This is a genomic window from Pseudomonas sp. S1_G07 (assembly GCF_054668565.1).
Window position 1 is genome coordinate 2,928,742 of sequence record NZ_CP162778.1, and the last position, 21,798, is coordinate 2,950,539.

The 21,798-nt window shown below is 60.9% G+C and carries 16 protein-coding genes, 4 tRNA genes and 2 pseudogenes; 13 read left to right on the forward strand and 9 right to left on the reverse strand.

All coding sequences use genetic code 11. The annotated features are described in order from the left end of the window. Positions 1 to 96: 96 nt before the first annotated feature. From AB4O05_RS13515 to AB4O05_RS13530, 4 genes are all read left to right on the forward strand, one after another. A complete protein-coding gene (locus AB4O05_RS13515) occupies positions 97 to 900 on the forward strand; it encodes an alpha/beta fold hydrolase (RefSeq protein WP_460137077.1) in 804 nt (267 codons plus the stop codon). Continuing rightward, complete coding sequence (locus AB4O05_RS13520; protein ID WP_460137076.1) at positions 897 to 1,751, forward strand: alpha/beta hydrolase; 855 nt, start codon at positions 897 to 899, stop codon at positions 1,749 to 1,751. The genes AB4O05_RS13515 and AB4O05_RS13520 overlap by 4 nt, the downstream gene beginning before the upstream one ends. Before the next feature lie 102 nt (positions 1,752 to 1,853). Further along, entirely contained in the window at positions 1,854 to 2,672 is an 819-nt protein-coding gene (locus AB4O05_RS13525) for a DUF4892 domain-containing protein (protein WP_460137075.1), read from the forward strand. Positions 2,673 to 2,745: 73 nt separating this feature from the next. Further along, positions 2,746 to 3,807, forward strand: coding sequence for an AI-2E family transporter (locus AB4O05_RS13530; protein ID WP_460137074.1), 1,062 nt, complete (start codon positions 2,746 to 2,748; stop codon positions 3,805 to 3,807). 63 nt (positions 3,808 to 3,870) lie between these two features. On the opposite strand, the gene AB4O05_RS13535 is transcribed toward AB4O05_RS13530, so the two are convergent. Both AB4O05_RS13535 and AB4O05_RS13540 read right to left on the reverse strand, forming a co-directional pair. Further along, a complete protein-coding gene (locus AB4O05_RS13535) occupies positions 3,871 to 4,908 on the reverse strand; it encodes a sensor histidine kinase (RefSeq protein ID WP_460137073.1) in 1,038 nt (345 codons plus the stop codon). Then, positions 4,908 to 5,672 (reverse strand): annotated as a pseudogene (locus AB4O05_RS13540) (response regulator). The gene AB4O05_RS13535 and the pseudogene AB4O05_RS13540 overlap by 1 nt, the downstream one beginning before the upstream one ends. A gap of 259 nt (positions 5,673 to 5,931) precedes the next feature. Here AB4O05_RS13540 and pyrF point away from each other — a divergent pair. Continuing rightward, on the forward strand, positions 5,932 to 6,630 hold the full coding sequence (gene pyrF / locus AB4O05_RS13545) for an orotidine-5'-phosphate decarboxylase (RefSeq protein ID WP_460137072.1): 699 nt from the start codon (positions 5,932 to 5,934) through the stop codon (positions 6,628 to 6,630). A gap of 107 nt (positions 6,631 to 6,737) precedes the next feature. Here the strand turns inward: pyrF and AB4O05_RS13550 are convergent, their stop codons facing one another. Then, positions 6,738 to 7,745, reverse strand: coding sequence for an NADP-dependent oxidoreductase (locus tag AB4O05_RS13550; RefSeq protein ID WP_460137071.1), 1,008 nt, complete (start codon positions 7,743 to 7,745; stop codon positions 6,738 to 6,740). A 229-nt stretch (positions 7,746 to 7,974) separates the two neighbouring features. Here AB4O05_RS13550 and AB4O05_RS13555 point away from each other — a divergent pair, with 229 nt between their 5' ends. From AB4O05_RS13555 to AB4O05_RS13570, 4 genes and pseudogenes are all read left to right on the forward strand, one after another. Next, a complete protein-coding gene (locus tag AB4O05_RS13555; protein WP_460137070.1) occupies positions 7,975 to 8,736 on the forward strand; it encodes an SDR family oxidoreductase in 762 nt (253 codons plus the stop codon). A 201-nt stretch (positions 8,737 to 8,937) separates the two neighbouring features. Beyond that, positions 8,938 to 10,350, forward strand: a complete 1,413-nt coding sequence (locus tag AB4O05_RS13560; RefSeq protein WP_460137069.1) for an aminotransferase-like domain-containing protein — start codon at positions 8,938 to 8,940, stop codon at positions 10,348 to 10,350. A 1,032-nt stretch (positions 10,351 to 11,382) separates the two neighbouring features. Next, a pseudogene (locus AB4O05_RS13565) lies at positions 11,383 to 11,571 on the forward strand (HAMP domain-containing protein); the annotation flags it as partial. A gap of 18 nt (positions 11,572 to 11,589) precedes the next feature. Beyond that, the gene (locus AB4O05_RS13570; RefSeq protein ID WP_460164908.1) at positions 11,590 to 12,432 is read left to right on the forward strand and encodes a methyl-accepting chemotaxis protein; all 843 of its coding nucleotides are present in this window, start codon (positions 11,590 to 11,592) and stop codon (positions 12,430 to 12,432) included. A 32-nt stretch (positions 12,433 to 12,464) separates the two neighbouring features. Here AB4O05_RS13570 and AB4O05_RS13575 read toward each other — a convergent pair whose 3' ends face one another. Beyond that, complete coding sequence (locus AB4O05_RS13575; RefSeq protein ID WP_460137068.1) at positions 12,465 to 13,277, reverse strand: alpha/beta fold hydrolase; 813 nt, start codon at positions 13,275 to 13,277, stop codon at positions 12,465 to 12,467. Positions 13,278 to 13,429: 152 nt separating this feature from the next. Then, positions 13,430 to 14,200, reverse strand: a complete 771-nt coding sequence (locus AB4O05_RS13580; RefSeq protein ID WP_460137067.1) for a hypothetical protein — start codon at positions 14,198 to 14,200, stop codon at positions 13,430 to 13,432. Positions 14,201 to 14,566: 366 nt separating this feature from the next. On the opposite strand from AB4O05_RS13580, the gene AB4O05_RS13585 reads away from it, so the two are divergent. The 4 genes from AB4O05_RS13585 to AB4O05_RS13600 all read left to right on the forward strand — a co-directional run bounded on the left by AB4O05_RS13585 (position 14,567) and on the right by AB4O05_RS13600 (position 14,980). Beyond that, positions 14,567 to 14,642 (forward strand) — tRNA-Glu (locus tag AB4O05_RS13585). 2 nt (positions 14,643 to 14,644) lie between these two features. Further along, positions 14,645 to 14,720 (forward strand) — tRNA-Gly (locus AB4O05_RS13590). Between the two features lie 105 nt (positions 14,721 to 14,825). Continuing rightward, a tRNA-Glu gene (locus tag AB4O05_RS13595) sits at positions 14,826 to 14,901 on the forward strand. Between the two features lie 3 nt (positions 14,902 to 14,904). Then, positions 14,905 to 14,980: transfer RNA gene (locus AB4O05_RS13600), tRNA-Gly, on the forward strand. A 303-nt stretch (positions 14,981 to 15,283) separates the two neighbouring features. Here AB4O05_RS13600 and AB4O05_RS13605 read toward each other — a convergent pair. The 4 genes from AB4O05_RS13605 to AB4O05_RS13620 form a co-directional block, all read right to left on the reverse strand. Next, positions 15,284 to 16,906: a methyl-accepting chemotaxis protein gene (locus AB4O05_RS13605; protein WP_460137066.1), complete on the reverse strand. Its 1,623-nt coding sequence runs from the start codon at positions 16,904 to 16,906 to the stop codon at positions 15,284 to 15,286. A gap of 676 nt (positions 16,907 to 17,582) precedes the next feature. After that, a complete protein-coding gene (locus tag AB4O05_RS13610; RefSeq protein ID WP_460137065.1) occupies positions 17,583 to 18,800 on the reverse strand; it encodes a phospholipase D-like domain-containing protein in 1,218 nt (405 codons plus the stop codon). 52 nt (positions 18,801 to 18,852) lie between these two features. After that, positions 18,853 to 19,500 carry a MotA/TolQ/ExbB proton channel family protein gene (locus AB4O05_RS13615; protein ID WP_460137064.1) on the reverse strand — a complete coding sequence of 216 codons (648 nt, stop codon included), beginning with the start codon at positions 19,498 to 19,500 and terminating at the stop codon, positions 18,853 to 18,855. A 17-nt stretch (positions 19,501 to 19,517) separates the two neighbouring features. After that, on the reverse strand, positions 19,518 to 21,797 hold the full coding sequence (locus tag AB4O05_RS13620) for a TonB-dependent receptor (RefSeq protein WP_460137063.1): 2,280 nt from the start codon (positions 21,795 to 21,797) through the stop codon (positions 19,518 to 19,520). Between the last annotated feature and the right edge of the window lies 1 nt (position 21,798).

A 21,798-nucleotide genomic window follows, 5' to 3' on the forward strand; every position in this document is an offset into this window, starting at 1 on the left:
CGTGGCGTGAGTGTCATCATTCCTGGCAGTTACAGTCATTGCTGCGCCGGCCCGGCATGGTGACAATCACTGTCTGTTCTTGCAGATGGGTCCGGTATGTCGCAGCACGTTTTTTTTGCCCACGCCAATGGCTTCCCTTCGGCCACCTACGGCAAGTTGTTTGCCGCGCTGGCTCCGGAATACGCGGTGGCTCACCTGCCGCAGCACGGTCACGACCCCAGGTTTCCGGTGGACGATAACTGGCGCAACCTGGTGGACGAGCTGATTCACCACCTGGAACAGCAGCCGGCACCTGTATGGGGCGTTGGGCATTCCCTGGGCGGCGTGCTGCATTTGCATGCGGCCCTGCGTTGCCCGCAACTGTATCGCGGCGTGGTGATGCTGGATTCACCCGTGCTGACCCGCGCGGACCGCTGGGTGATTCGCGCCGCCAAGCGTTTTGGCTTTATCGACCGCCTCACGCCGGCCGGGCGCACCCTGGGCCGTCGCGAAGAATTCAGCGATCTGGACGCCGCGCGCAGTTACTTCGCCGGCAAGACCTTGTTCCGCGGCTTCGACCCGGAGTGCTTCGACGCCTATCTGCAACATGGGCTGTACCAGGCGGGTGATCGTCTGCGCCTGCGTTTCGACCCGGCCACCGAAATCAGCATCTACCGGGGCGTGCCCCACACCAGCCCCGGCCAGGTGCGTCAGTTGAAGGTGCCGCTGGCGGTGGTGCGTGGCCGCCAGAGCCGGGTGGTGATGCGTCACCACGCCAGCGGCGTCGGCCGCCTGCCCATGGGCGAAATGCTCACCATGCCGGGTGGCCATATGTTTCCCCTCGAACGCCCTCAGGACACCGCCATCCTGATCAAGAACCTGTTCGCCCGCTGGGAAGCCCGTGAGCGCAGTTGCGCATGAGCACACCGGTCGAGGAAGTGCGCCTGAGCCTGCCCCACATCGAATTGGCGGCCCATCTGTTTGGTCCTGAAGACGGCCTGCCGGTGATCGCCCTGCATGGGTGGCTGGACAATGCCAACAGCTTTGCGCGCCTGGCGCCGAGGCTGCAGGGAGTGCGTATCGTGGCCCTGGACATGGCAGGGCACGGGCATTCGGCGCATCGTCCGCCTGGCGCCGGTTATGCGTTGTGGGATTACGTCTTTGATGTCCTGCAAGTGGCCGAACAACTGGGCTGGAAACGTTTTGCATTACTTGGCCACTCCCTCGGCGCCATCGTTTCCCTGGTGCTGGCCGGCGCCTTGCCGGAACGGGTGACCCATCTCGGCTTGATCGACGGTGTGATCCCGCCCACCGCCAGTGGCGAGAACGTGGCCGAGCGATTGGGCATGGCGTTGCAGGCGCAACTGAACCTGCAAGGCAAGCAAAAACCGGTGTACAACACCCTTGATCGCGCCGTGGAAGCCAGAATGAAAGGCCTGGTGGCCGTGAGCCGTGAGGCTGCGCAACTGCTGGCCCAGCGCGGTTTGATGCCGGTGCCTGGCGGTTACACCTGGCGCACGGACAGCCGTCTGACCCTGGCTTCCCCGATGCGTCTGACCCACGAACAGGCAATGGCCTTCGTGCGGCGGGTGGGTTGCCCTACGCAGGTGGTAGTGGCAGCCGACGGTATGTTGGCGAAACATTCCGAATTGCTTTCTCAGCTACCCTTTACCGTGACCACGCTGCCCGGAGGCCACCATTTGCACTTGAATGATGAGCCCGGCGCGGCTCTTGTTGCAGACTGTTTCAATCGGTTCTTCCACGCGCCTTGACTTGGCGCGGGCAACTGCCGAGGCTGGGCGGATTGAAAGGGAGTCAACCATGAACCAACTCAACACCGCTGCGACCTCCGATGGCCAGGGCTTACCGATCCGATGAGCGTGCGAAGAGGATGTATCCGTTTCCTGGGGCTGTGCTGTTTCAGCCCATTGGCGTTCGCCGCCGATGTACCGGGTAGCCAGGACCTGCCTGCCGTGGCCCGTCAGGTCGACGCGCAAATCGTCGATTACCGCCCCGCCGAAGAGAAGGAACGTATCTACCCGCTGGGCGCGATCCGCAAGATCAGCGGCCAACTACGCTACGAAGGCCAGGCCATCGCACGTGGCCAGACCACTGCCATTACCTATGAACTGCCCGCGGAGCACACCTCCAGCGCTGCATTCACCGCCACGCGCGAGGCGCTCCAGGCCAATGGCGCGCAGTTGCTGTTCTGGTGCCAGGCCCGGGATTGCGGCGAAAGCAGCCTGTGGGCCAACGAAATCTTCGGCAATGCCAAGCTGGTCGGCGCCGACGGCCAGCAGGAGTACCTGCTCCTGCGCCTGGCCGCTCCCCAGGACAACTCCCTGGTGGCGCTGTACGGCATCACCCGTGGCAACCGCCGTGCCTACCTGCATGTGGAGCAACTGGATGCCAGCGCGCCCTTGGGGGTGCTGCTGCCCACGTCGGCAACCCTGTTGCGCGAGTTGAAAAGCACTGGCGAGCTGGACTTCCCCGCGTTGGGCGCGGCGCCTGACGACACCTGGCTGACCCTGATTTCCCGTGGCTTGAACCTCGATACCACCTTGCGCGTCAGCCTGACCGGCGCCAATGCCGAAGCCTGGCGCCAGGCCTTGGTCGACAAGGGCGTGCGTGCCGCGCGCCTGGAAACCGGGACCGGAGAAGCCAAAGGCTTGCACCTGCATCTGATACGCTGACCACCATCAGGCGAACGGCGCCCGTGCCGTTCGCCTAAGCTTTCTTCCCACAGCCTTCTTTTCGAGATACCCCATGCTCAATAACGATCGCCTGCTGGTGCAAATCCTGCTGCTGGTGCTGTTCGGTGCCAGTTTATGGGTGATGGCGCCGTTCTGGTCGGCGCTGTTCTGGGGCGCGGTACTGGCCTTCGCCAGCTGGCCGCTGATGGTGCTGTTGACGCGCTGGCTGGGCGGTCGTGAATCGTTGGCGGCCGGCATCCTGACCCTGGGCTGGATGCTGCTGGTCGCGGTGCCGTTGGTATGGCTGGGATTCAACCTGGCCGACCATGTGCGCGACGCGGTGGCGCTGATCAAGGACATCCAGGTCGACGGCCTGCCCGAGGCCCCGACCTGGCTGGGCTCGCTGCCCTTTGTGGGGGAACGTCTGGTCGGCATGTGGAACAGCATCGACCAGCAGGGCGCGGCGCTGATGGTCAGCATCAAACCGTACCTGGGGCAGGTGGGCAATTGGTTGCTGGCGCGCAGCGCGCAGATCGGCGGCGGTATTCTCGAACTGACCCTGAGCCTGGTGTTCGTGTTCTTTTTCTACCGGGATGGCCCGCGTTTGGCGATGTTCGTGCATCGGCTGTTGCAGCGCCTTATCGGCGAGCGTGCCGGTTACTACATCGAACTGGTGGCAGGTACCGTGCAACGGGTGGTCAACGGTGTGATCGGTACCGCCGCCGCCCAGGCCGTACTGGCGCTGGTCGGCTTCCTGATCGCCGGCGTGCCGGGCGCGTTGGTGCTGGGGATCGTGACCTTTCTGCTCAGCCTGATCCCCATGGGCCCGCCGTTGGTGTGGATTCCAGCCACCGCCTGGCTGGCCTGGAAGGGCGACTACACCTACGCGGTGTTCCTCGGCGTGTGGGGCACATTCGTCATCAGCGGCGTGGACAACGTGCTCAAGCCCTACCTGATCAGCCGTGGCGGCAACCTGCCGTTGGTGATCGTGCTGCTCGGGGTGTTCGGTGGCCTGATCGCCTTTGGCTTTATCGGCCTGTTCATCGGCCCGACGTTGCTGGCGGTGGCCTACAGCCTGCTGATGGATTGGAGCGCGACCCAGGCCCAGGGCCATCGAGAAGACAAACCGCTGTAACCGGCGGGCAGCGGTCAATGTGGGCAGCAGGTCTCGTCCACAGTTTGATTCTGTGTTGGCCTTTCAGGTGCGGGGCAGCCACATCACCGCAGTCAAACCGCCGCCCGGCGTCTCTTCCAGGCTCACGCGGCCGCCGAGGCGTTCGACGGCTTCCTTGGCGATCGTCATGCCCAGGCCGACCCCGCCGGAGTTGCGGTTACGTGAGCCTTCCAGGCGATAGAAGGGCTCGAACACCGCCTCGCGTTTATCGGCCGCAATCCCTGGCCCGTGATCGATCACGCGGATCACAAGGGCTTCGCGGCTGTCCTCCAGTTCCACGCGGGCGGTGCCTGCATAACGCAAGGCATTGTCGATCAGGTTGTTGAGGCATGAGCGCAGGGCCATTGGCTGCACCTGCAGCGGTATGCAGGTACCGGCGCATTGCACATCAGAGCCGTGGTCCTGGGCGTTCTCGCTGATTGACTCCACCAGTGCCTGCACATCCAGCCAGTGCCGGGTTTCGCTGGTGCGCTGTTCGTGCAGGTAGCTCAGGGTGGCGTCGAGCATGCCGATCATGTCGTCCAGGTCCTGGCGCATCTGGCCTTGCAGCTTGCTGTCTTCGATCTGTTCCAGGCGCAGTTTCAAGCGTGACAAGGGGGTGCGCAGGTCATGGGAGACCGCGCCGAGCATGCGCGCGCGTTGGCTGACCTGCTCGCGGATGCGCTTTTGCATCAGGTTGAAGGTCGAGGCGGCCTGGCGCGCCTCACGCGGGCCCGATTCGTCAAGCGGCGGGCTGTCGAGATCCAGGCTCAAGCGCTCGGCCGCTTCGCTCAGGCGCCGGATCGGCCGGCTCAGCAGTTTGGCGCCATACCACGCGGCGATAATCAGCGAGAAAAACTGAAACGTCAGCGGCACCACCGGGCCGCCAAACCAGGGGCGCGGGTGCTTCTCGCGCATCGGCACCAGGGTGCCGTCCGGCTGCTCGATAAAGCGGTCAGGCGGCGGCGGGGGTGGGTGGCCGTAATGGTGAAACCAGAAGAATGCCAACACATGGGCCAGCATGATCGCCACCAGCAACACGCCGAACAGCCGACCGAACAGCGTGTTGAAGGGCGCTCGCATCAGCCGATATCCCGTGCATCGAACAGGTAGCCTTCGCCACGCACGGTCTTGATCAATTGGGGAGCCTTGGGGTCATCCCCCAGCTTTTGCCGCAGGCGCGACACCAGCAAGTCGATGCTGCGATCAAACGCCTCGATGGAGCGGCCACGGGCCGCGTCCAGCAATTGCTCGCGGCTCAATACTCGGCGCGGGCGCTCGATAAACACCCACAGCAGACGGAACTCGGCGTTGGACAACGGCACCACCAGGCCATCGTCGGCCACCAGTTGGCGCAGCACGCTGTTGAGCCGCCAGTTGTCGAAGCGGATATTGGCGCGCTGTTCGGTACGGTCATCACGCACTCGGCGCAGGATCGTCTGGATACGTGCCACCAGTTCGCGGGGCTCGAACGGCTTGGACATGTAATCGTCGGCCCCCAGCTCCAGGCCGATAATGCGGTCGGTCGGTTCGCAACGGGCCGTGAGCATCAGGATCGGGATGTCCGATTCGGCGCGCAGCCAGCGGCACAGCGTCAGGCCGTCCTCGCCCGGTAACATCAGGTCGAGCACCACCACATCAAAGGTTTCCGCCTGCATGGCCAGGCGCATCGCGGTGCCGTCGGTCACGCCGATGGCGAGGATATTGAAGCGGGCCAGTTAGTCGATCAGCAGTTCGCGGATCGGCACGTCGTCGTCGACAATCAGTGCGCGGGTGTTCCAGCGCTTTTCGTCGGCGATTACCGCGCCTTTTTGCTCGTCGTTCACAGGGACGGAAGGGGTATGCATAGTGCGATCATCTGCCTGGTTGTTGCGGTCAGCATAGGCGCCCAGCCCCATGGCTGGAAGTGCTGGTCGGTGGGGCGTGCGGGCGAGACTAGCGGCAGGGCATGTTGTGGGCATGTCGTGAATGTATCGGCTTTGAAATAAATACCCGACATGCCCGCCAGAAGGCGGTTGATCAGGATTTACCGATCATCGGATCCCGCAATGGCGTCGCTTGCGCTACAATCCGCGCCGATTTCGACTTGCCTGAGAGCTCATTCCAATGTCCGTCTGCCAGACTCCTATCATCGTCGCCCTGGATTACCCTACCCGTGACGCCGCACTGAAGCTGGCCGATCAATTGGACCCCAAGCTTTGCCGGGTCAAGGTCGGCAAGGAGCTGTTTACCAGCTGCGCTGCGGAAATCGTCGGCACCCTGCGCGACAAAGGCTTCGAGGTGTTCCTCGACCTGAAATTCCACGATATTCCCAACACCACCGCCATGGCGGTCAAGGCCGCTGCCGAAATGGGTGTGTGGATGGTCAACGTGCACTGCTCCGGCGGCCTGCGCATGATGACCGCCTGTCGCGAAATACTGGAACAGCGCAGCGGGCCCCAGCCATTGCTGATCGGCGTGACCGTGCTGACCAGCATGGAGCGCGAAGACCTGGCCGGCATCGGCCTGGACATCGAGCCTCAGGAGCAGGTATTGCGCCTGGCCGCCCTGGCGCAGAAAGCCGGACTGGATGGCCTGGTGTGTTCGGCGCTGGAAGCCCAGGCGCTGAAGACCGCCCACCCGTCGCTGCAATTGGTCACCCCCGGCATTCGCCCGGCGGGCAGCGCCCAGGACGATCAGCGCCGTATCCTCACGCCGCGCCAGGCATTGGACGCAGGCTCCGACTACCTGGTGATCGGCCGTCCGATCAGCCAGGCGGCCGATCCGGCCAAGGCGTTGGCGGCCGTTGTAGCCGAGATCGCCTGAGAGCTGAGGCGTACGCTGTAAAAATGTGGGAGCGAGCAAGCCCGCTCCCACAGGGGTATTGCGTCAGTCTTCGAGCGGGCTTGCTCGCGCAATTAGATCAGGGCGGCTCAGCTGACTTTGAGTACCAACTTGCCAAAGTTCTCGCCGTTGAACAGCTTCATCAGCGTCTCCGGGAATGTCTCCAGCCCCACGACGATATCTTCCTTGCTCTTGAGCTTGCCCTGCGCCATCCAGCCGGCCATTTCCTGCCCGGCGGCGGCGAAGTTCGCCGCGTGATCCATCACCACAAAACCTTCCATCCGTGCACGATTGACCAGCAGTGACAAATAGTTGGCCGGGCCTTTCACGGCGTCCTTGTTGTTGTACTGGCTGATGGCCCCGCAAATCACCACCCGTGCCTTCAGTGCCAGGCGGCTGAGCACCGCGTCGAGAGTGTCGCCACCAACGTTATCGAAATACACATCCACGCCCTTGGGGCATTCACGCTTGAGGGCGGCGGGCAGGTCTTCGTTCTTGTAGTCGATGGCGGCGTCGAAGCCCAGTTCATCTACCAGGAACTTGCACTTGTCGGCACCGCCGGCAATGCCCACCACGCGACAACCCTTGAGCTTGGCGATTTGCCCGGCAATGCTGCCCACCGCCCCGGCCGCGCCGGAGATCACCACGGTTTCTCCCGCCTTCGGCGCACCCGTGTCCAGCAGTGCGAAATAGGCCGTCATGCCGGTCATGCCCAGTGCGGACAGGTAGCGCGGCAGGGGCGCGAGCTTGGGGTCAACCTTGTAGAAACCGCGCGGCTCGCCAAGAAAGTAATCCTGCACGCCCAGGGCGCCATTCACGTAGTCGCCGACCGCGAAGGCCGGATTGTTCGAAGCAATCACTTTTCCTACGCCCAGCGCACGCATCACTTCGCCAATGCCCACAGGGGGAATGTAGGATTTGCCCTCGTTCATCCAGCCGCGCATGGCCGGGTCTAGAGACAGGTATTCATTGCGCACCAACACCTGCCCGTCCTGGGGCGTGCCCACCGGTACTTCCTGGTAAGTGAAGGTTTCCCGCGTGGCGGCCCCGACCGGGCGTTTGGCGAGCAGGAATTGGCGGTTGGTCTGGGTGGTCATGGCAGGCACTCTTTAGAAATGAATCAAGAGTGATAGACCTTCGTCCGCCTGCGGGCAAGCTTAGTAGAGGACGGCGAATGCTCGTCGATAGGCGTCATGGATAGTCAGCCCGGTGGCCTTATCACCCGCACTCATGCAGCACTAACCGGCCTTTTGATAGTGCTGACGCGTGAGTCCCGGCGTTGGCTAGACTCCAGCCACGCTTATTTCTCCCATAGGACAACTGCCCATGAGCATGACGTTTTCCGGCCAGGTCGCCCTGGTGACCGGCGCCGCCGCCGGTATTGGCCGCTGCACCGCGCTGGCGTTTGCCGCCGAAGGCTTGAAGGTCGTGGTTGCCGATTTGGATGTGACCGGTGGCGAGGGGACTGTTGCGTTGATCCAGCAGGCGGGCGGCGAAGCAGTGTTCGTGCGCTGCAATGTGACCCAGGAAGCAGAGGTCGAGCAATTGATGGCGCAGACCCTCAGCGCTTACGGGCGCCTGGATTATGCCTTCAATAACGCCGGCATCGAGATCGAGAAGGGCAAGCTGGCGCAGGGCACCCTGGATGAGTTCGACGCCATCATGGGCGTCAACGTCAAGGGCGTGTGGTTGTGCATGAAGCACCAATTGCCGCTGCTGCTGGCCCAGGGCGGTGGGGCTATCGTCAATACCGCGTCGGTGGCGGGCTTGGGCGCGGCGCCGAAGATGAGCATCTATGCGGCCTCCAAGCATGCGGTGATCGGCCTGACCAAGTCGGCGGCCATCGAATATGCGAAGAAGAACATCCGCGTCAACGCCGTGTGCCCGGCGGTGATCGACACCGATATGTTCCGGCGCGCCTATGAAGCCGACCCACGCAAGGCTGAATTCGCTGCCGCGATGCACCCGGTCGGGCGTATTGGCAAGGTTGAGGAGATCGCCAGCGCAGTGCTCTACCTGTGCAGCGACGGCGCGGCATTCACCACGGGCCAAGCCTTGGCTGTGGACGGTGGCGCGACGGCGATCTAGGACCTGGCGCCGTACCCTATTCGAAAATGTCTGAGGTGCTGTGAGGCTTTTCCAGAGCTGGCAAAAGGCCGTGACCGAATATGTGTCATTAGGTAAATAACCCAATAAAATCAATACTTTAATAAATCTTTGCGACCGGTTGTCGACGGCTTCTGTGCTTAACTCTTCGGGTTGATAACAGACAGTTGAAGTGAGTGGCTCATGGATTTAGGGATCGATCGACAAGCCCTTGTACCGGTGGTGCAGCAAATCGTCAGCGCAGTGGCGGAATGGATTCGCAAGAACGGGGTGAGTCCCGGTACGCGCTTGCCATCCATTCGCCAGCTGGCCCTCGATAATCTGCTCAGCCAATCCAACGTGATCGAAGCATACGAACGCATGGTCGCCCAGGGCTTGCTGGCGCCCCGGCAGGGCTCGGGATTTGTGGTGGCCCAGCCGCCGGCCTTGCATGAAGGCAATTGGTATGAAGGCGCGGAGCAGGGGTGGGGCGTCTTTGCCGATAACCCCTTGGGGGAGTTGAAACTGGGCTGTGGCTGGCTGCCGGATGCCTGGCGCGAAAGCGATGACATCAGCTATGCGATTCGCGAGGTCAGCCGCACCGACACCTGCGGCCTGTTCAACTACAGCACGCCATTGGGCCTGCCCGTACTGCGTGAGCAACTGCTCAAGCGCCTGACGCAAATCCATATTGCCACCAGCCTGGATCGCATTCTTACGACCGCAGGCGCCAGCCATGCCCAGGACCTGCTGATACGTTCGCTGCTCAGGGCCGGTGATAGCGTGGTGGTCGAAACCCCGGGGTATGCCAACCTTTATCGACAACTGGCGTTCCAGGGCGTCCGCCTGTTGCAGGTGCCGCGCACCCGTGGCGGTCCGGACATCCCGGCGCTGGAAGCACTGTTGCGCCAGCATCGCCCCAAGTGCCTGTTCATCCACAGCCTGTATCACAACCCCACCGGCACCAGCCTGTGCCTTGCGGTGGCCGAACGTTTGCTGGAGCTGGCCCATCGCGAAAACTTCCTGATCATCGAAGAGGACGTCTACGGTGACCTGCAACACGCCAGTTGCACGCGACTGTCGGCCTTGCCCCATGATGATCGGGTGATTTACGTGGCGAGCTTTTCCAAAACCTTGAGCAGTGCGTTGCGCGTGGGCTATCTCTGCGCCAGCAGTGCGATCATTGCGCAACTGACCAGCCTCAAGACCTTGACCGGGTTCGGTACCTCGCGGTTTGCCGAGGCGGTGGTCGCCATGCTGTTGGCCAATGGCACCTATCGCAAGTGGGTACAACGCCTGCGCAAGCGCCTGAGCATTGAAATGGCGGCTACCTTGCAGGTGCTGGAGGACGAAGAGTGGGAGGTGTTCGCCGTGCCCGCCGGCGGCATGTTCCTGTGGGCACGACCGGGGGCGAGGGAGATGTCGCGGTTGCAGGCGAGTGCCCGGCGCCTGGGGGTGCTGGTGTCGCCGGCGGCGCTGTTCAGCCCGACGGGCGAACAAAGTGAGTGGCTGCGCATCAATGTGGCCTATGCTGCTGATCATCGGGCTTTGGCATTGTTTCGTGCCATGGGGCCCGCCAGATCGACCTCGACCATTCTGAAAACGACGAGCATGTAGCTTTTTGCCATTATTCCGGCGCCAACGGCTTGTGTTCAGGGCCTTGACGTTGCCAATCTCGCTTATGTAAATCGGGCTTGATGGCATCTGCCATTGCAAGAGGGTTCAAGTGCAATGATTTCGGGCGTGCAACGACGTTTCGCCAACCTCGGTATGGCGAAAAAACTGGGCTTGGGCTTTACCTTGGTGCTGCTGCTGACGGCGTTGGTCGCGGCCATAGGGGTGTGGTCCCTGCAAACCGTTGGCCAGCGTTTCGAAGGCCTCAAGGCCATGGCGTCGCTCAACAGTGGCTTGCTCAAGGTGCGTCTGATCGAGCAGGACTACGCGCTGCACGCCGACCCCAAGGCCGTCGATGCTCTGCATGAAAGCGTCGATGCCTTGGCGGCTCAGGCGGCCAGCCTCAAGGTCCGGTCTGCGGCCAACGGGCCGGTCATGACCGACGTCGAACAGGCCCTGGCCGCCTACCGCAAGGCGTTCGATGAGTTTGTCGAACTGACCCAGACCAAAGACCTGGCGTTGGAAATGGCCAGTTGGTCGGTGTCCAGCGTGGCCAATAACCTCGACGTGTTGCAAGCCGGCCTGGCCGACGATGGCACCTATGGCTTGAAGGAAAGCCAAGGCAAGGAGGGCGCCGAGTTTATCGCGCAGTCGGGGCAGGTCAGCCAGGTTTCGCGCCTGATGTTGCAAGCCATGAACGAAGCCCATGTACGTCTGGACCAAAGCCGCAAGACGGACGAAGAGAATACCGAGCAGGGCAAGATCGAACAGGCCGACCAGGCCCTGGCCCAGGTCGAGCAGCTGAAAACCTCGGTCAAGGACCCTGGCTACCAGACCGTGCTTAATGAAGTCTCGGGGCATATCGCCGCCTTCAGTGAAAAACTGGGCGAATACACCGGCTTGTTGGCCCAGGAAAAAGTGGTTTACAAGCAACTGCATGATCGAGCGGAGCAGGTGGTCAGCCGGGTCAACCAGGCATATGACGCCGAAGACCAATCGATGCAGGCACAGTTGAAGAAAAGCGCGGTGCTGATCATGGGATCCTCGGCGCTGGCGCTGTTGGTGGGGTTGATTGCGGCGTGGGGGATTACCCGTTTGATCGTTGCGCCGCTGCGCAGTGTGATCGCCGTGGCGCAGCGGATTGCCGCTGGGGACCTCAGCGGGCGCATGGAGGTCAGCCGCCGGGATGAAATCGGCCAACTGATGCAAGCCATGCAACAGATGGGCAATGGCTTGAGCCATATGGTCAGCGGGTTGCAAGCCGGCATCGAGCAATTGGCCAATTCGGCCCATGCGTTGTCCAGCGTTACCGAACAGACCAATGTCGAGGTCAGCAGCCAGAAGGAAGAAACCGAGCAGGTGGCCACGGCGATGAACCAGATGACCGCCACCGTGCACGATGTGGCGCGCAACGCCGAAGAGGCCGCGCAAGCCGCGCAGACGGCGGACGAAAAGGTCGACAGCGGCCAGCAGGTGGTCCGCCAGAGTTTGCAGCGCATCGAATTGCTGTCCACCTCCAGCACCAGTGCCAGCGCCAGCATTGAAAGCCTCAGTGCAGAGATCCAGCATATCGGCGTGGTCTTGAATGTGATCAAAAGCGTGGCCGAGCAGACCAACCTGCTGGCCTTGAACGCCGCCATCGAAGCCGCCCGCGCGGGTGAACAGGGCCGTGGCTTTGCCGTGGTTGCCGATGAAGTGCGGGCGCTGGCCAAGCGGACCCAGCAGTCGACCGAAGAAATCGAGCGGCTGGTCAGCACCTTGCGCAGCGCAGCGCAGTCTTCGGTGCAGCAGATCCAGCAAAGCGGCGAATTGGTGAAGCTGGCGGTCAGCGATGCCCTGGAAACCGAAAGTGCCTTGGGCAGCATCGCCGCCGCGGTCTCGTTGATCCAGCAGATGAACCAGCAGATCGCCGCCGCCGCCGAGGAGCAAAGCTCAGTGGCCGAAGAGATCAATCGCAGCGTCACCAGTATCCGCGCGAGTGCCGATCAGTCGGCGCTGAGCATGCAGGGCAACGCTGCGTCGAGCATCCAGCTGGCGCAGTTGGGGGCGGAGCTTAAAGGCATGGTGGGGCACTTCCGCCTTTGATCGCCGCCAAGGTACGGCGATCAAAGGGGGGATCAGGCGTGGTTGGCGAGGAAAGTCAGCAGCGCTTCATTGACGAAGTCGGGGTTCTCCCGGCTGGATATATGCCCGGCGTCCGGGATCAAGGTCAAGCTACAGCCAATCAGCTCGGCCATTTCCCGCGATTCAGCCGCAGGTCGAGGCTGGTCCTGCTCGCCGCACATCACCAGGGTAGTGTCGGCGTCCAGGCGCGGTAGCTGGTCGAGCACGTCCTTGCGGCTGAAGATCAAGCGGCCCAGGGGCACGATGCTGTCCAGCAGGCGTTGCCGGGAAAACCCCTGCAAGGCCGTGCGAAAGCCCAGGTACAGTGCCGATTCGCGGTCGATGCCCGGGCGGAAGAAAATCGGTGCGATCACATCCAGCAAGGGCTCAGGGATGGCACCTGTGTCTTCGATCATCTTGAACAGCGAGAAATAGTACTGGCGCGTGGCCTCGGGCTCGGCACCGAGGTAGGTGTCCATCAGCACCAGGCTGTTGATGCGCTGCGGGGCCTGCAAGGCCAGGCGCGCGCCCCACATGCCGCCGACCGAAAGGCCGACCAGGTTGATGTGCGCGATGTCCAGATGATCGAGCAGGGCCAGGGCCTGGCGCGCGAGGTCATCGAGGGATTGGGTGCGCTCGGGCAACGGGCCGGATTCACCATGCCCCCACAGCTCTGGCACGATCACGCGGTACTTTGACGACAGTGCCTCGATCTGCGGTGCCCACATGTCGCAGCCCCACAGGTAGCTTGAGCCCAGCAGGACGGCAGGGCCGCTGCCCTGGTCGACATAGTGCAACGGTTGTCCATCAATCACGGCGACAGGCATGGCGGGCCTCTAACTTCAGGGAGTAAGGGGCACTTTTTTACGCTAGTCGTGAGCGGGGGGATAGATGCAAAATGATGGCATCAAAGGGGGAGGCGCTTGTCTGTGGTGAGTGGGCATGCCCGTTCACACCAGGCATGCCCACGGCACGGTGATCAGTCGTAGATGACTTTCTTTTTCCACTCGGCGTCGGCCTCGACTTCCTTCATACCTTCGGTCAGTTCGCTGACTTCTTCTACCGCCTGTTGGCTGTTCGCCAGTACCGTTGAGTTGGCGCGCGCCAGTTGGCCTTCCAGCTGCTGCAGTTGCGCGGTATAGAGTACCGGCTCCGGCTGCTTGCGCAGGTACTGCACACCGCGTTCGAACGCCAGGCGTGCCTGGCCTGGCTGGCCTTGCTGCAGGGCGTGCTGGCCGAGGTTATTGAAGAACTCGATATGCAGCAGCACGAGGATATGGCGAATTTCCTTGATCCAGTGCTTGGCTTCGTTGGTTGGCAGAAAACCATCCTGGGCAGCACGGGTGACTTGGCCGTGCAGGGCTTCAAGCAGGAAACGTACATCCTTGGCCTTGGCTTCGGTCTGGATCGGGGCCGGAGGGTTGTTCACCGGGATGGATTCGCCCTGGGCCACCAGTGTATTCAGTTCGGCGATACGCGCCTTGAGAGATGCGCTGGTCTTGTTGAGGTTCAACAGGCGCTGGTTGACGTTGAGTTCCAGACGGGTGAGCAACAGCTTGAGCGCCGGGGTCATCAACTGGCCAGGGAACGTCTCGGTGATTTCACCGCAACGACGCAGGCGATCAGTGAGCTCGATCTGAGTGCGCTGTTTTTCCAGCTTGTTGTTTTCCACCACGTGGTTCATGTAGCCAATGGCGATCAGTAGTGCGATCCCGGCTATTACCAGCAGGGTGATCATGAGTGGTGTCACCGGTGTGACCTCTTTATAGGGTTTACAGTGGAGTGTAGTGACTGGGTCAGCTATCGGATAGGTCTGATCGACCAGTTGCCGAGGTAGTTTCTTCTATATAGGTATATAGGTTGCCGGTTCCTGTCTGGATGCACATTGCCATCATTTGCTGGGGCGAACTATAGCGTCTTGTCGGGCGCCAGAATATAGGCGCCAACGTCCGAACGGGCAGAATGCCCGAGCGGGTCGGTAAACGGGGGCGAAGTCATTGATTTAAATAAATTTATCCTTGGGGGTTGACGACCTTTCAATCCATCCATAGAATGCGCGCCACTTACAGCGTAAAGCACACAGCGAAACGCGGTAGGCAGTGAATGTTGTACGTGTGTCCCCTTCGTCTAGTGGCCTAGGACACCGCCCTTTCACGGCGGTAACAGGGGTTCGAGTCCCCTAGGGGACGCCAATGCGGGAATAGCTCAGTTGGTAGAGCACGACCTTGCCAAGGTCGGGGTCGCGAGTTCGAGTCTCGTTTCCCGCTCCAAATTTTAAGCAGTGCGGCCCTCGGGCGGCATTGAGTGAAACCAGGGCCACGTCTTCGGATGAGGCCTCTGGGCACTGAAATACACACCATGTGTTTCAGTAGCGTGTCCCCTTCGTCTAGTGGCCTAGGACACCGCCCTTTCACGGCGGTAACAGGGGTTCGAGTCCCCTAGGGGACGCCATTTGCGGGAATAGCTCAGTTGGTAGAGCACGACCTTGCCAAGGTCGGGGTCGCGAGTTCGAGTCTCGTTTCCCGCTCCAATTATTAAGAAAAAGCCACTCAATAGAGTGGCTTTTTCTTGCCTGCGATTTAATGAAAGGGACGCTCGGCGTCTTTTTGGCTCAGCATCACCGGGTACACTGGCAGCGTGGATGCTCCTGCGCGCTTGGCAAAGCCCCTCAACAAGTGCGGGGCTGTCACAAGGGCGCAGTGATGCCACGTGGGGCCGATTGAAATTCCCCATGTACCTCGTGACAAGCCGGAACGTGTGACTCAGTGCGGCTGCTGCGTATTCGACAAGACCGAGTGGTAAGAACGGTCTAAATCAACAGGCCCGCCCATTATTACAACTGAAACTTGCTTACTTCCTGCTGAAGGCTGGTGGCAAGGTTCTTCAACCCACTGCTGGTCTTGAGCAACTCCTGGACTGAAACGTTGTTCGTTTCCGCCATTTGTGCCGAGCGCTCGACATTGCGGGCGACGTCCTGGCTGGCTGCGGTTTGCTCACGCAAGGCGAACGAAATTTGATCGACCACGTGCAGTACCTTGTCCGAGCTGTCACGAATTTCGATGATCGCTTGACCCGCGGTACCTGCCGTTTCCACGCCCTGATTCACTTCCAGAACACCGCCGCGCATGCTTTCAACGGTATCCCGCACGCCTGCCTGGATTTTCTCGATCATGACCGCGATCTCTTGCGTCGATTTGCCCGTGTTCTGCGCAAGCAGGCGTACCTCATCGGCCACCACGGCAAACCCGCGACCTTGCTCGCCCGCCCGGGCAGCCTCGATGGCGGCGTTGAGTGCCAGCAGGTTGGTCTGATCGGCAATGCCTTGAATCACGCTGATGATTGAAGAGATCTGCTCGGAGTGCTGGCCCAGCCCTGCGACTTGGGTAGAGGAGTGCTGCACGGTCCTGGCAATGTCGTTCATGCTGGTCAGCGTATTTTCGATGACCCGCGCACCGTCTTTGGATTGCTGGCCCGAACGACTGGCGAGCTGGTGGGCCTCATCAGCGTTTTCGGAGACGTGATGAATGCTGACGGTCAATTCTTCGATGGTGGCGGCCATCATCGACGCCGAAGTCGACTGCTCCTGAATCGCACCGGACAATTGCTCCGATGCTCCGGAAATTTGTTGCACAGAGACCATCAGCTGGTTGGCGGCCTGGTTGATCTGTTGAATCATTTCACGCAGGCGCTTTTGCATGCGGTCGAAGGCTTTGGGGAGCTCATCGTGGCTGCTGGTGTCGATCACCGTATCGAGTTTACCGTTGGCAATCGCAGTGGCGGCATCAATCGCCAATTGCAGGCGTCGGGTGGTGCTGCGCCCCAGCGTCGCCGCCAGAATCAACGAGAGCACTGCCGCCGACGCTCCGCCCAGGATCAGGATCGTGAGGGCGAGTTGCTTGGCATCGACCATTTCCTGGCTTCTTGCCGCCAACAGAGCGGCCTCGGTAGCGGTGATGTCGGCCAAGGTGCCCCGCATGCTGTCCATTTTGGCCTTGTCGGCACCGGAGGTGATGCGAGTGTCCAGTTCATCGTCGGGCAGGTTGCGCGCGGTCAGGCTTCTGCGCAAGGCGATGATGGGATCGACGTCTTCAGTGATCCAGCGCTTTTGCGTGTCACCCAAGGACGCCAACCGTTGCTGCTGTACCGGATTATCCGCGGTCAACCGTTTGAGCAAATCCAGTTGCTCTGAAAAGCGCTTTTCGCCGGCAACCAAAGGTTCCAGAAACGCATCTGTTGAAGAGATGGCGAAACCACGCATACCCGTTTCGATGTTGATCAACTGTTCTAGCGCAGACTGAGCTGCGCTGATGACCTGATAGGTATGAACGTTGCTGGTTGTTGCATCTTCTACTGCTTCGAAGCCTTTATAGGCACTCGCCACCAGCATACCGATTAATACAACGACGGCCGTGAAACTCAAATACAGTTTTTGCGAAATACTTAGCTTATTGAACATGGTCTTCTTTCCTGAAACGTGCCTGTCCGTGGCATGTATATGGGGGGCTATTTGTTTCGGGCATGGGGGAACGGCACGTCGTACATGAATACCGACCATTATGTTTTTAATTTTAAAATGGCCTGAAGGTACTGCGATATTTAAGTGTCTTTTTTGCTTATCATCCGCGGATTGATATGTCTCTGCGTGATGGAAGAGGTCTATGAATTTTTATACTTACCGGGTAATCATCCCGGCAGCTTGTTCGGTTGCTTCAGTGGTGCGCGTCGCCACGCTTAGACACCTTATTACCTCTATCGGCACGTTTCGAAAAAGCTGTACATTTTTTTTGCTTATGCATAGGTTTTTCAGGCGCGCTTGGACAGTGGTCCGATAGGCCCCAGACATTTCAGTGACGATCTACTGGTCGCGCAGGGTTTTCAGGTCTGCCTTGCCCTATGTGCGACGGATGTTTCGTTGAGCTGTTTGAGAATCGCCGGGCTTTGCTCAGGCGTGATGTTGGCGAAGGCGGGCGAAGTCAGCATCGAAAAAGCTGGCGGCGAACAGGGTGGCAGCCGCCAATTGCTTGAATGGGACGTGCATTGTTGAATGCATCCCTTTGCAAGGTTGAGTTGGAATTTTCTGATCAAACTGTCAGAAATGTTTCCACGCAATACCGTTACTCAGGTGGGCCTGATCAAGGCTGGCCAGGGTGTGGCACCGGATACTCATCGGTCACATTCAGGGCTTTGGCATACGGCCCATCCCATAACTGTTCATGCAACGCTGCGACGCGCCTGGCCATCGCTTCACTGCGCATCACCACCTCCAGATTGCGCGAATTATCCAGGTAGCCGCCCAGCCAATTGCTGGTGCCTACCCAGGCCACTTGCCCATCGACTTCCATTGTCTTGCTGTGGATCACCCGCGCATAGGGGATAAACCCTTGCTTGGCCTCGGGCAGGGTGACGATCTTGATCTGTACGTTGGGCAGTACCGCCAGGCTTTTCAGGTAGGGCAGTTCCAGCGGCTCGGTGTTCCAGTTGGACACCATCAGCTTGATCGACACCCCGCGCGCAGCGGCGGCGCGCACGGCGTTGTCGATCACCGCGTAGTAGGGCCGGGTTTTATCCGGGCCATAAGAGAGCGGCGCGTAGTCGAGCAGTTGCACGCGCACTTCCTTTTTGGCTTCGCCCAGCAGGCGCGGCAGTTCGAGTTGTGAGTCACCCACACCCGGCGGGTTGTAGCGTTGCGGGCTGGCTACCAGGTAGTTGCCGGTGCGCGCGGGTTGTTTGCCGGGTGCCGGTAGTGGCACGGGTTTGTTTGCGCTGAGCGCCGCCTGGGCGTGCCAGTCCTGATTGAAGATCGCCTGCACCTGGCCGACCACCGTCGCGTCGCTGATGCGCAGGCCGGTTTCGTGGATATGTTCCAGGGAGCGCCAGTCGAAATTCTGGCTGCCGATAAACGCCTGTTTGCCGTCCACCACCATGTATTTGGCGTGGATGATACCGCCGCTCAGTTGCCCGTAGGGCAGTACGCGAAAGCTCAGGTTGGGAATCGCGCGCAGGCGTTCCAGCGTGGAGGCGTCCGACAATTTGATGCCTTTTTCTTCGAGCAGAAAGCGAATGTTGACTCCGCGTTTCCCGGCGGCTTCCAGATGTTCGATCACCTTGTCCATCACCGACCCTGGATGGTCGGCCGCATAAAACTGGCCGATATCAATGCGGCTCCTGGCGCCGTCGAACAGCTCGATCCATACCGGCCCAGGCTGGCGCAAATCGTCGGTGCCGAGGCTGGTATCCACCGGTACGGTGTGCACCAGTTCAAATCCAGGAATCGAAAAGTCCGCGTGAACCAGCGGACTCATAAGCAGGCCTGCCAGGCCGGCGATGCGCAATTTCAAAGCGACGGACATAGCTTCCCTTCACTGAAAAAGTGGCGGGCGCCTTATGCGCCCGACCGAACGGTCATGCGGTGCGGCTGTGCAACGGCGCCGGCACCAGGTGTGGCACTTCACCCTGCACGCGCGCGCCAGTGGCGGCGCGGATCAGCAGGATCTTCAACTGGTCGTTGATACGCTCCAGGCTGTCCTGGAAAAAGTTGTGGAACACCACGCAGAACAGCGCAATGGCGATGCCCAGACCCGTAGCGAACAACGCCGTCCCGATACCACCGGAAATCTGCCCTGGGTCGGAAACCCCGGCCGTGGCCAGCGCCTTGAAGGTATCTATGATGCCCAGGATAGTCCCCAACAAGCCTAGCAGTGGTGCGGCGGTGGTGATGGTTTCGATGATCCACAGGCTGCGGGCCAATGGCGCACGGGTGGTCAGGTATTGGGTTTCGATCACGTCATCCAGGTCTTTGCGCGAACCCTGGGATGCTTTCTGTGCCAACACCGGCAACACCATATTCAGCGGCAGGCTGTCGCGGCGGGTCAACTGCTGGGGCAAGTCGTGCTCGCTGTGCACATTGGCGCCCAGCACCTCGGTCAACGCCCGTGCCTGGCGGCGTACATAGGCGAAGTAGATGCCGCGCTCAATGGTGATAAAGATGGCAATGGCCATCGCCGCATACATCACATAAAAGGTGACGTCGTGGAGCAGGTTCATGTCCATGTTCGCTTACCTCGCAATTAGAAATTGGCTTCCAGGGACACCGTCACGGTGCGTTCCAGGCCGACGATGTAGGCCGGGTCGCCGTCGCGGAAACCGCTGTAGCTGGCCGCGTTGGTCTTGGTGGTGTACACGCCGTCCAGGTACTTTTTGTCGAACAGGTTGTCGACGTTCAGGCGCAGGGTCGCGTCCTTGACCACCTTTTTGTCCACCGGCAGGTAGATACCGGCACCTGCGTTGAAGACGGTGCGCCCGGAGATGGCTTCGTCGTTGGTCAGGTCGCCATAGAGCTTGCTGGTGTACTTGCCACCGAAGGTGCCGTAGAAGCGCCCATCGTCATAGCCGATGTTGGCCGCCAGCATGTTTTTCGGCACGTTGGCGAACTGCTTGCCGCTGGTGGGCAACAGGATGGCCTTGCCTGCGTTGTACACGGTCAGGTCGTCCTGCTGCTCGGCCTTGGTGTAGGTGTAGGAGGTGTAGTAGTTGAAGTGGTTGGGCAGCAGGCCGCTCCATTCCAGCTCCAGGCCGCTGTTGTTGACGGCGCCGGCGTTGATGTCGGCGAAGTCGCCGTTGATGTCTTTGGACGATACCTGGCGATCCTTGAACTGCATGTAGAACAGCGTGGCGGCCACGGTCATGTCGTCATCGGTATAGCGCCAGCCCAACTCGTGGTTCCAGCTGGTTTCCGGCTTGGAGTCGATCGAATCCACACCCTTGTCGTACAGCACGTAGTTCTGCGGGATGCGCATGTTGCGCGAGAGGCTGTAGAACAACTGATCGCGCTCATCCAACTGGTACTTGAGGCCTGCGTTGGGCAGCAGCTTGTTGTAGGTCTGGTTGCGTTTTTCTGCCTGTTCGGTGAGGCTGCCGTGGTTGGTACCGTCACGTTTGACGTTCATGTAGGCCAGGCCGGCTACCAGGGTCCAGTCCGGGTTGATGTACCAGGTGTCCTGGGCCCAGACCTTCTGCGCCGGGGTCACGGTGAAGCGGTCGCGGCCTTGCACGGTGTTGCCATTGGCATCGACTACGGCGTCGCCGTCCGGCCAGGTGTCGGTGGGCTTGCCGCTGTTCTTGAGGGCGATGAACGGTTGGGTCTGGCTCTGGCGTGCGCGCTCATACCAGTAGCCGAATTGCAGGCTGTGTTCTTCCAGGTCCCAGTTCAGCTTGGTGGTGATGCCCGGACGCCAGGTCTGGGTGCGCGAAGGGCGGTAGTACACGCCGGTGGTGGAGGAGCCGTCGGCGTTGTACTGGGCGGCGCTGGGCAGGTTGCTCAGGTCGAACACGCCGCCTTGGTTGGAGCCGCTGTTGAGTGCATAGCTCGACGAGTTGACGCCGCTGCCGTTGCCCCAGAAGTAATACGGGATCACCGACAGGGCCAGGTTATCGGCCAGTTTGAACTGGGTGTTCAGCACGCCGGTAAAGGTCTGGAACGGGTTCTGCGCCAGGGCGTAATAGCTGTTGAGCTTGCCGTTGCTGCCCACGGTCGGCGTGGCGGGGTAGGGGTCGTACTTGCGGCCGTTCTGCTGGAATTGGCCCTTGGTCAACTGGCTGTAACTGTTGTTGTCCTGCTCGTGGTACTTGAGGATCAGGTTGGCGGTGTTGCCATTGCCGGCGTCGAAGAAGCTGTTCCACTCCACCTTGTCCGCGCGTACGGCGCCCGAGCCGCGCCACATCTGGCCTTCGGTATGGGACGCCGACAGCCAGTTGCTCAGGCCATTGACCTCACCGGTATTGAGCCTGGCGAAGGTCTTGCGGGTGGCATTGCTGCCCACGGTCTGTTTGACGAACGCGCCGGTTTCCTTGGTCGGGCGAATGGTCACGATACCGATATTGCCGCCGCTGGAACCGATGTGCGGGCCGTCCGCTTCGGCCGAGCCTTGGGTGACGAAGATCTGGTCGATGTTTTCCGGGTCGCCCAGCAGGTTGGAGTACAGCGCGTAGTTGCCCGAATCGTTGATCGGCATGCCGTCCACCGACATCCCCACCTGGTCGGAGTTGAGCCCGCGCATGGTGAAGCGAAAGCCCGACAGGCCTGTGTTGTCTTCGCTGGAAATGTTCAGGCCCGGCGTGTATTTGAGCTTGTCGATGGCGTTGCCGGTGGCGGTTTGTTTATCCAGCGCTTCCTTGGTCACCGTGGAACGGCCCTTGATGCTTTCTTCCTGCACCATGTAGCCGCCCCCTGCGGTGGCCTTGCCCTGAACGCCGATCGTGCCGACATCGCTTTCGCTGGTGTCGGCCATGACCATGCCATGGCCCATGCTCGCGGCAACGAGTGCCAGATGAATCCGTGTGAACCTCATC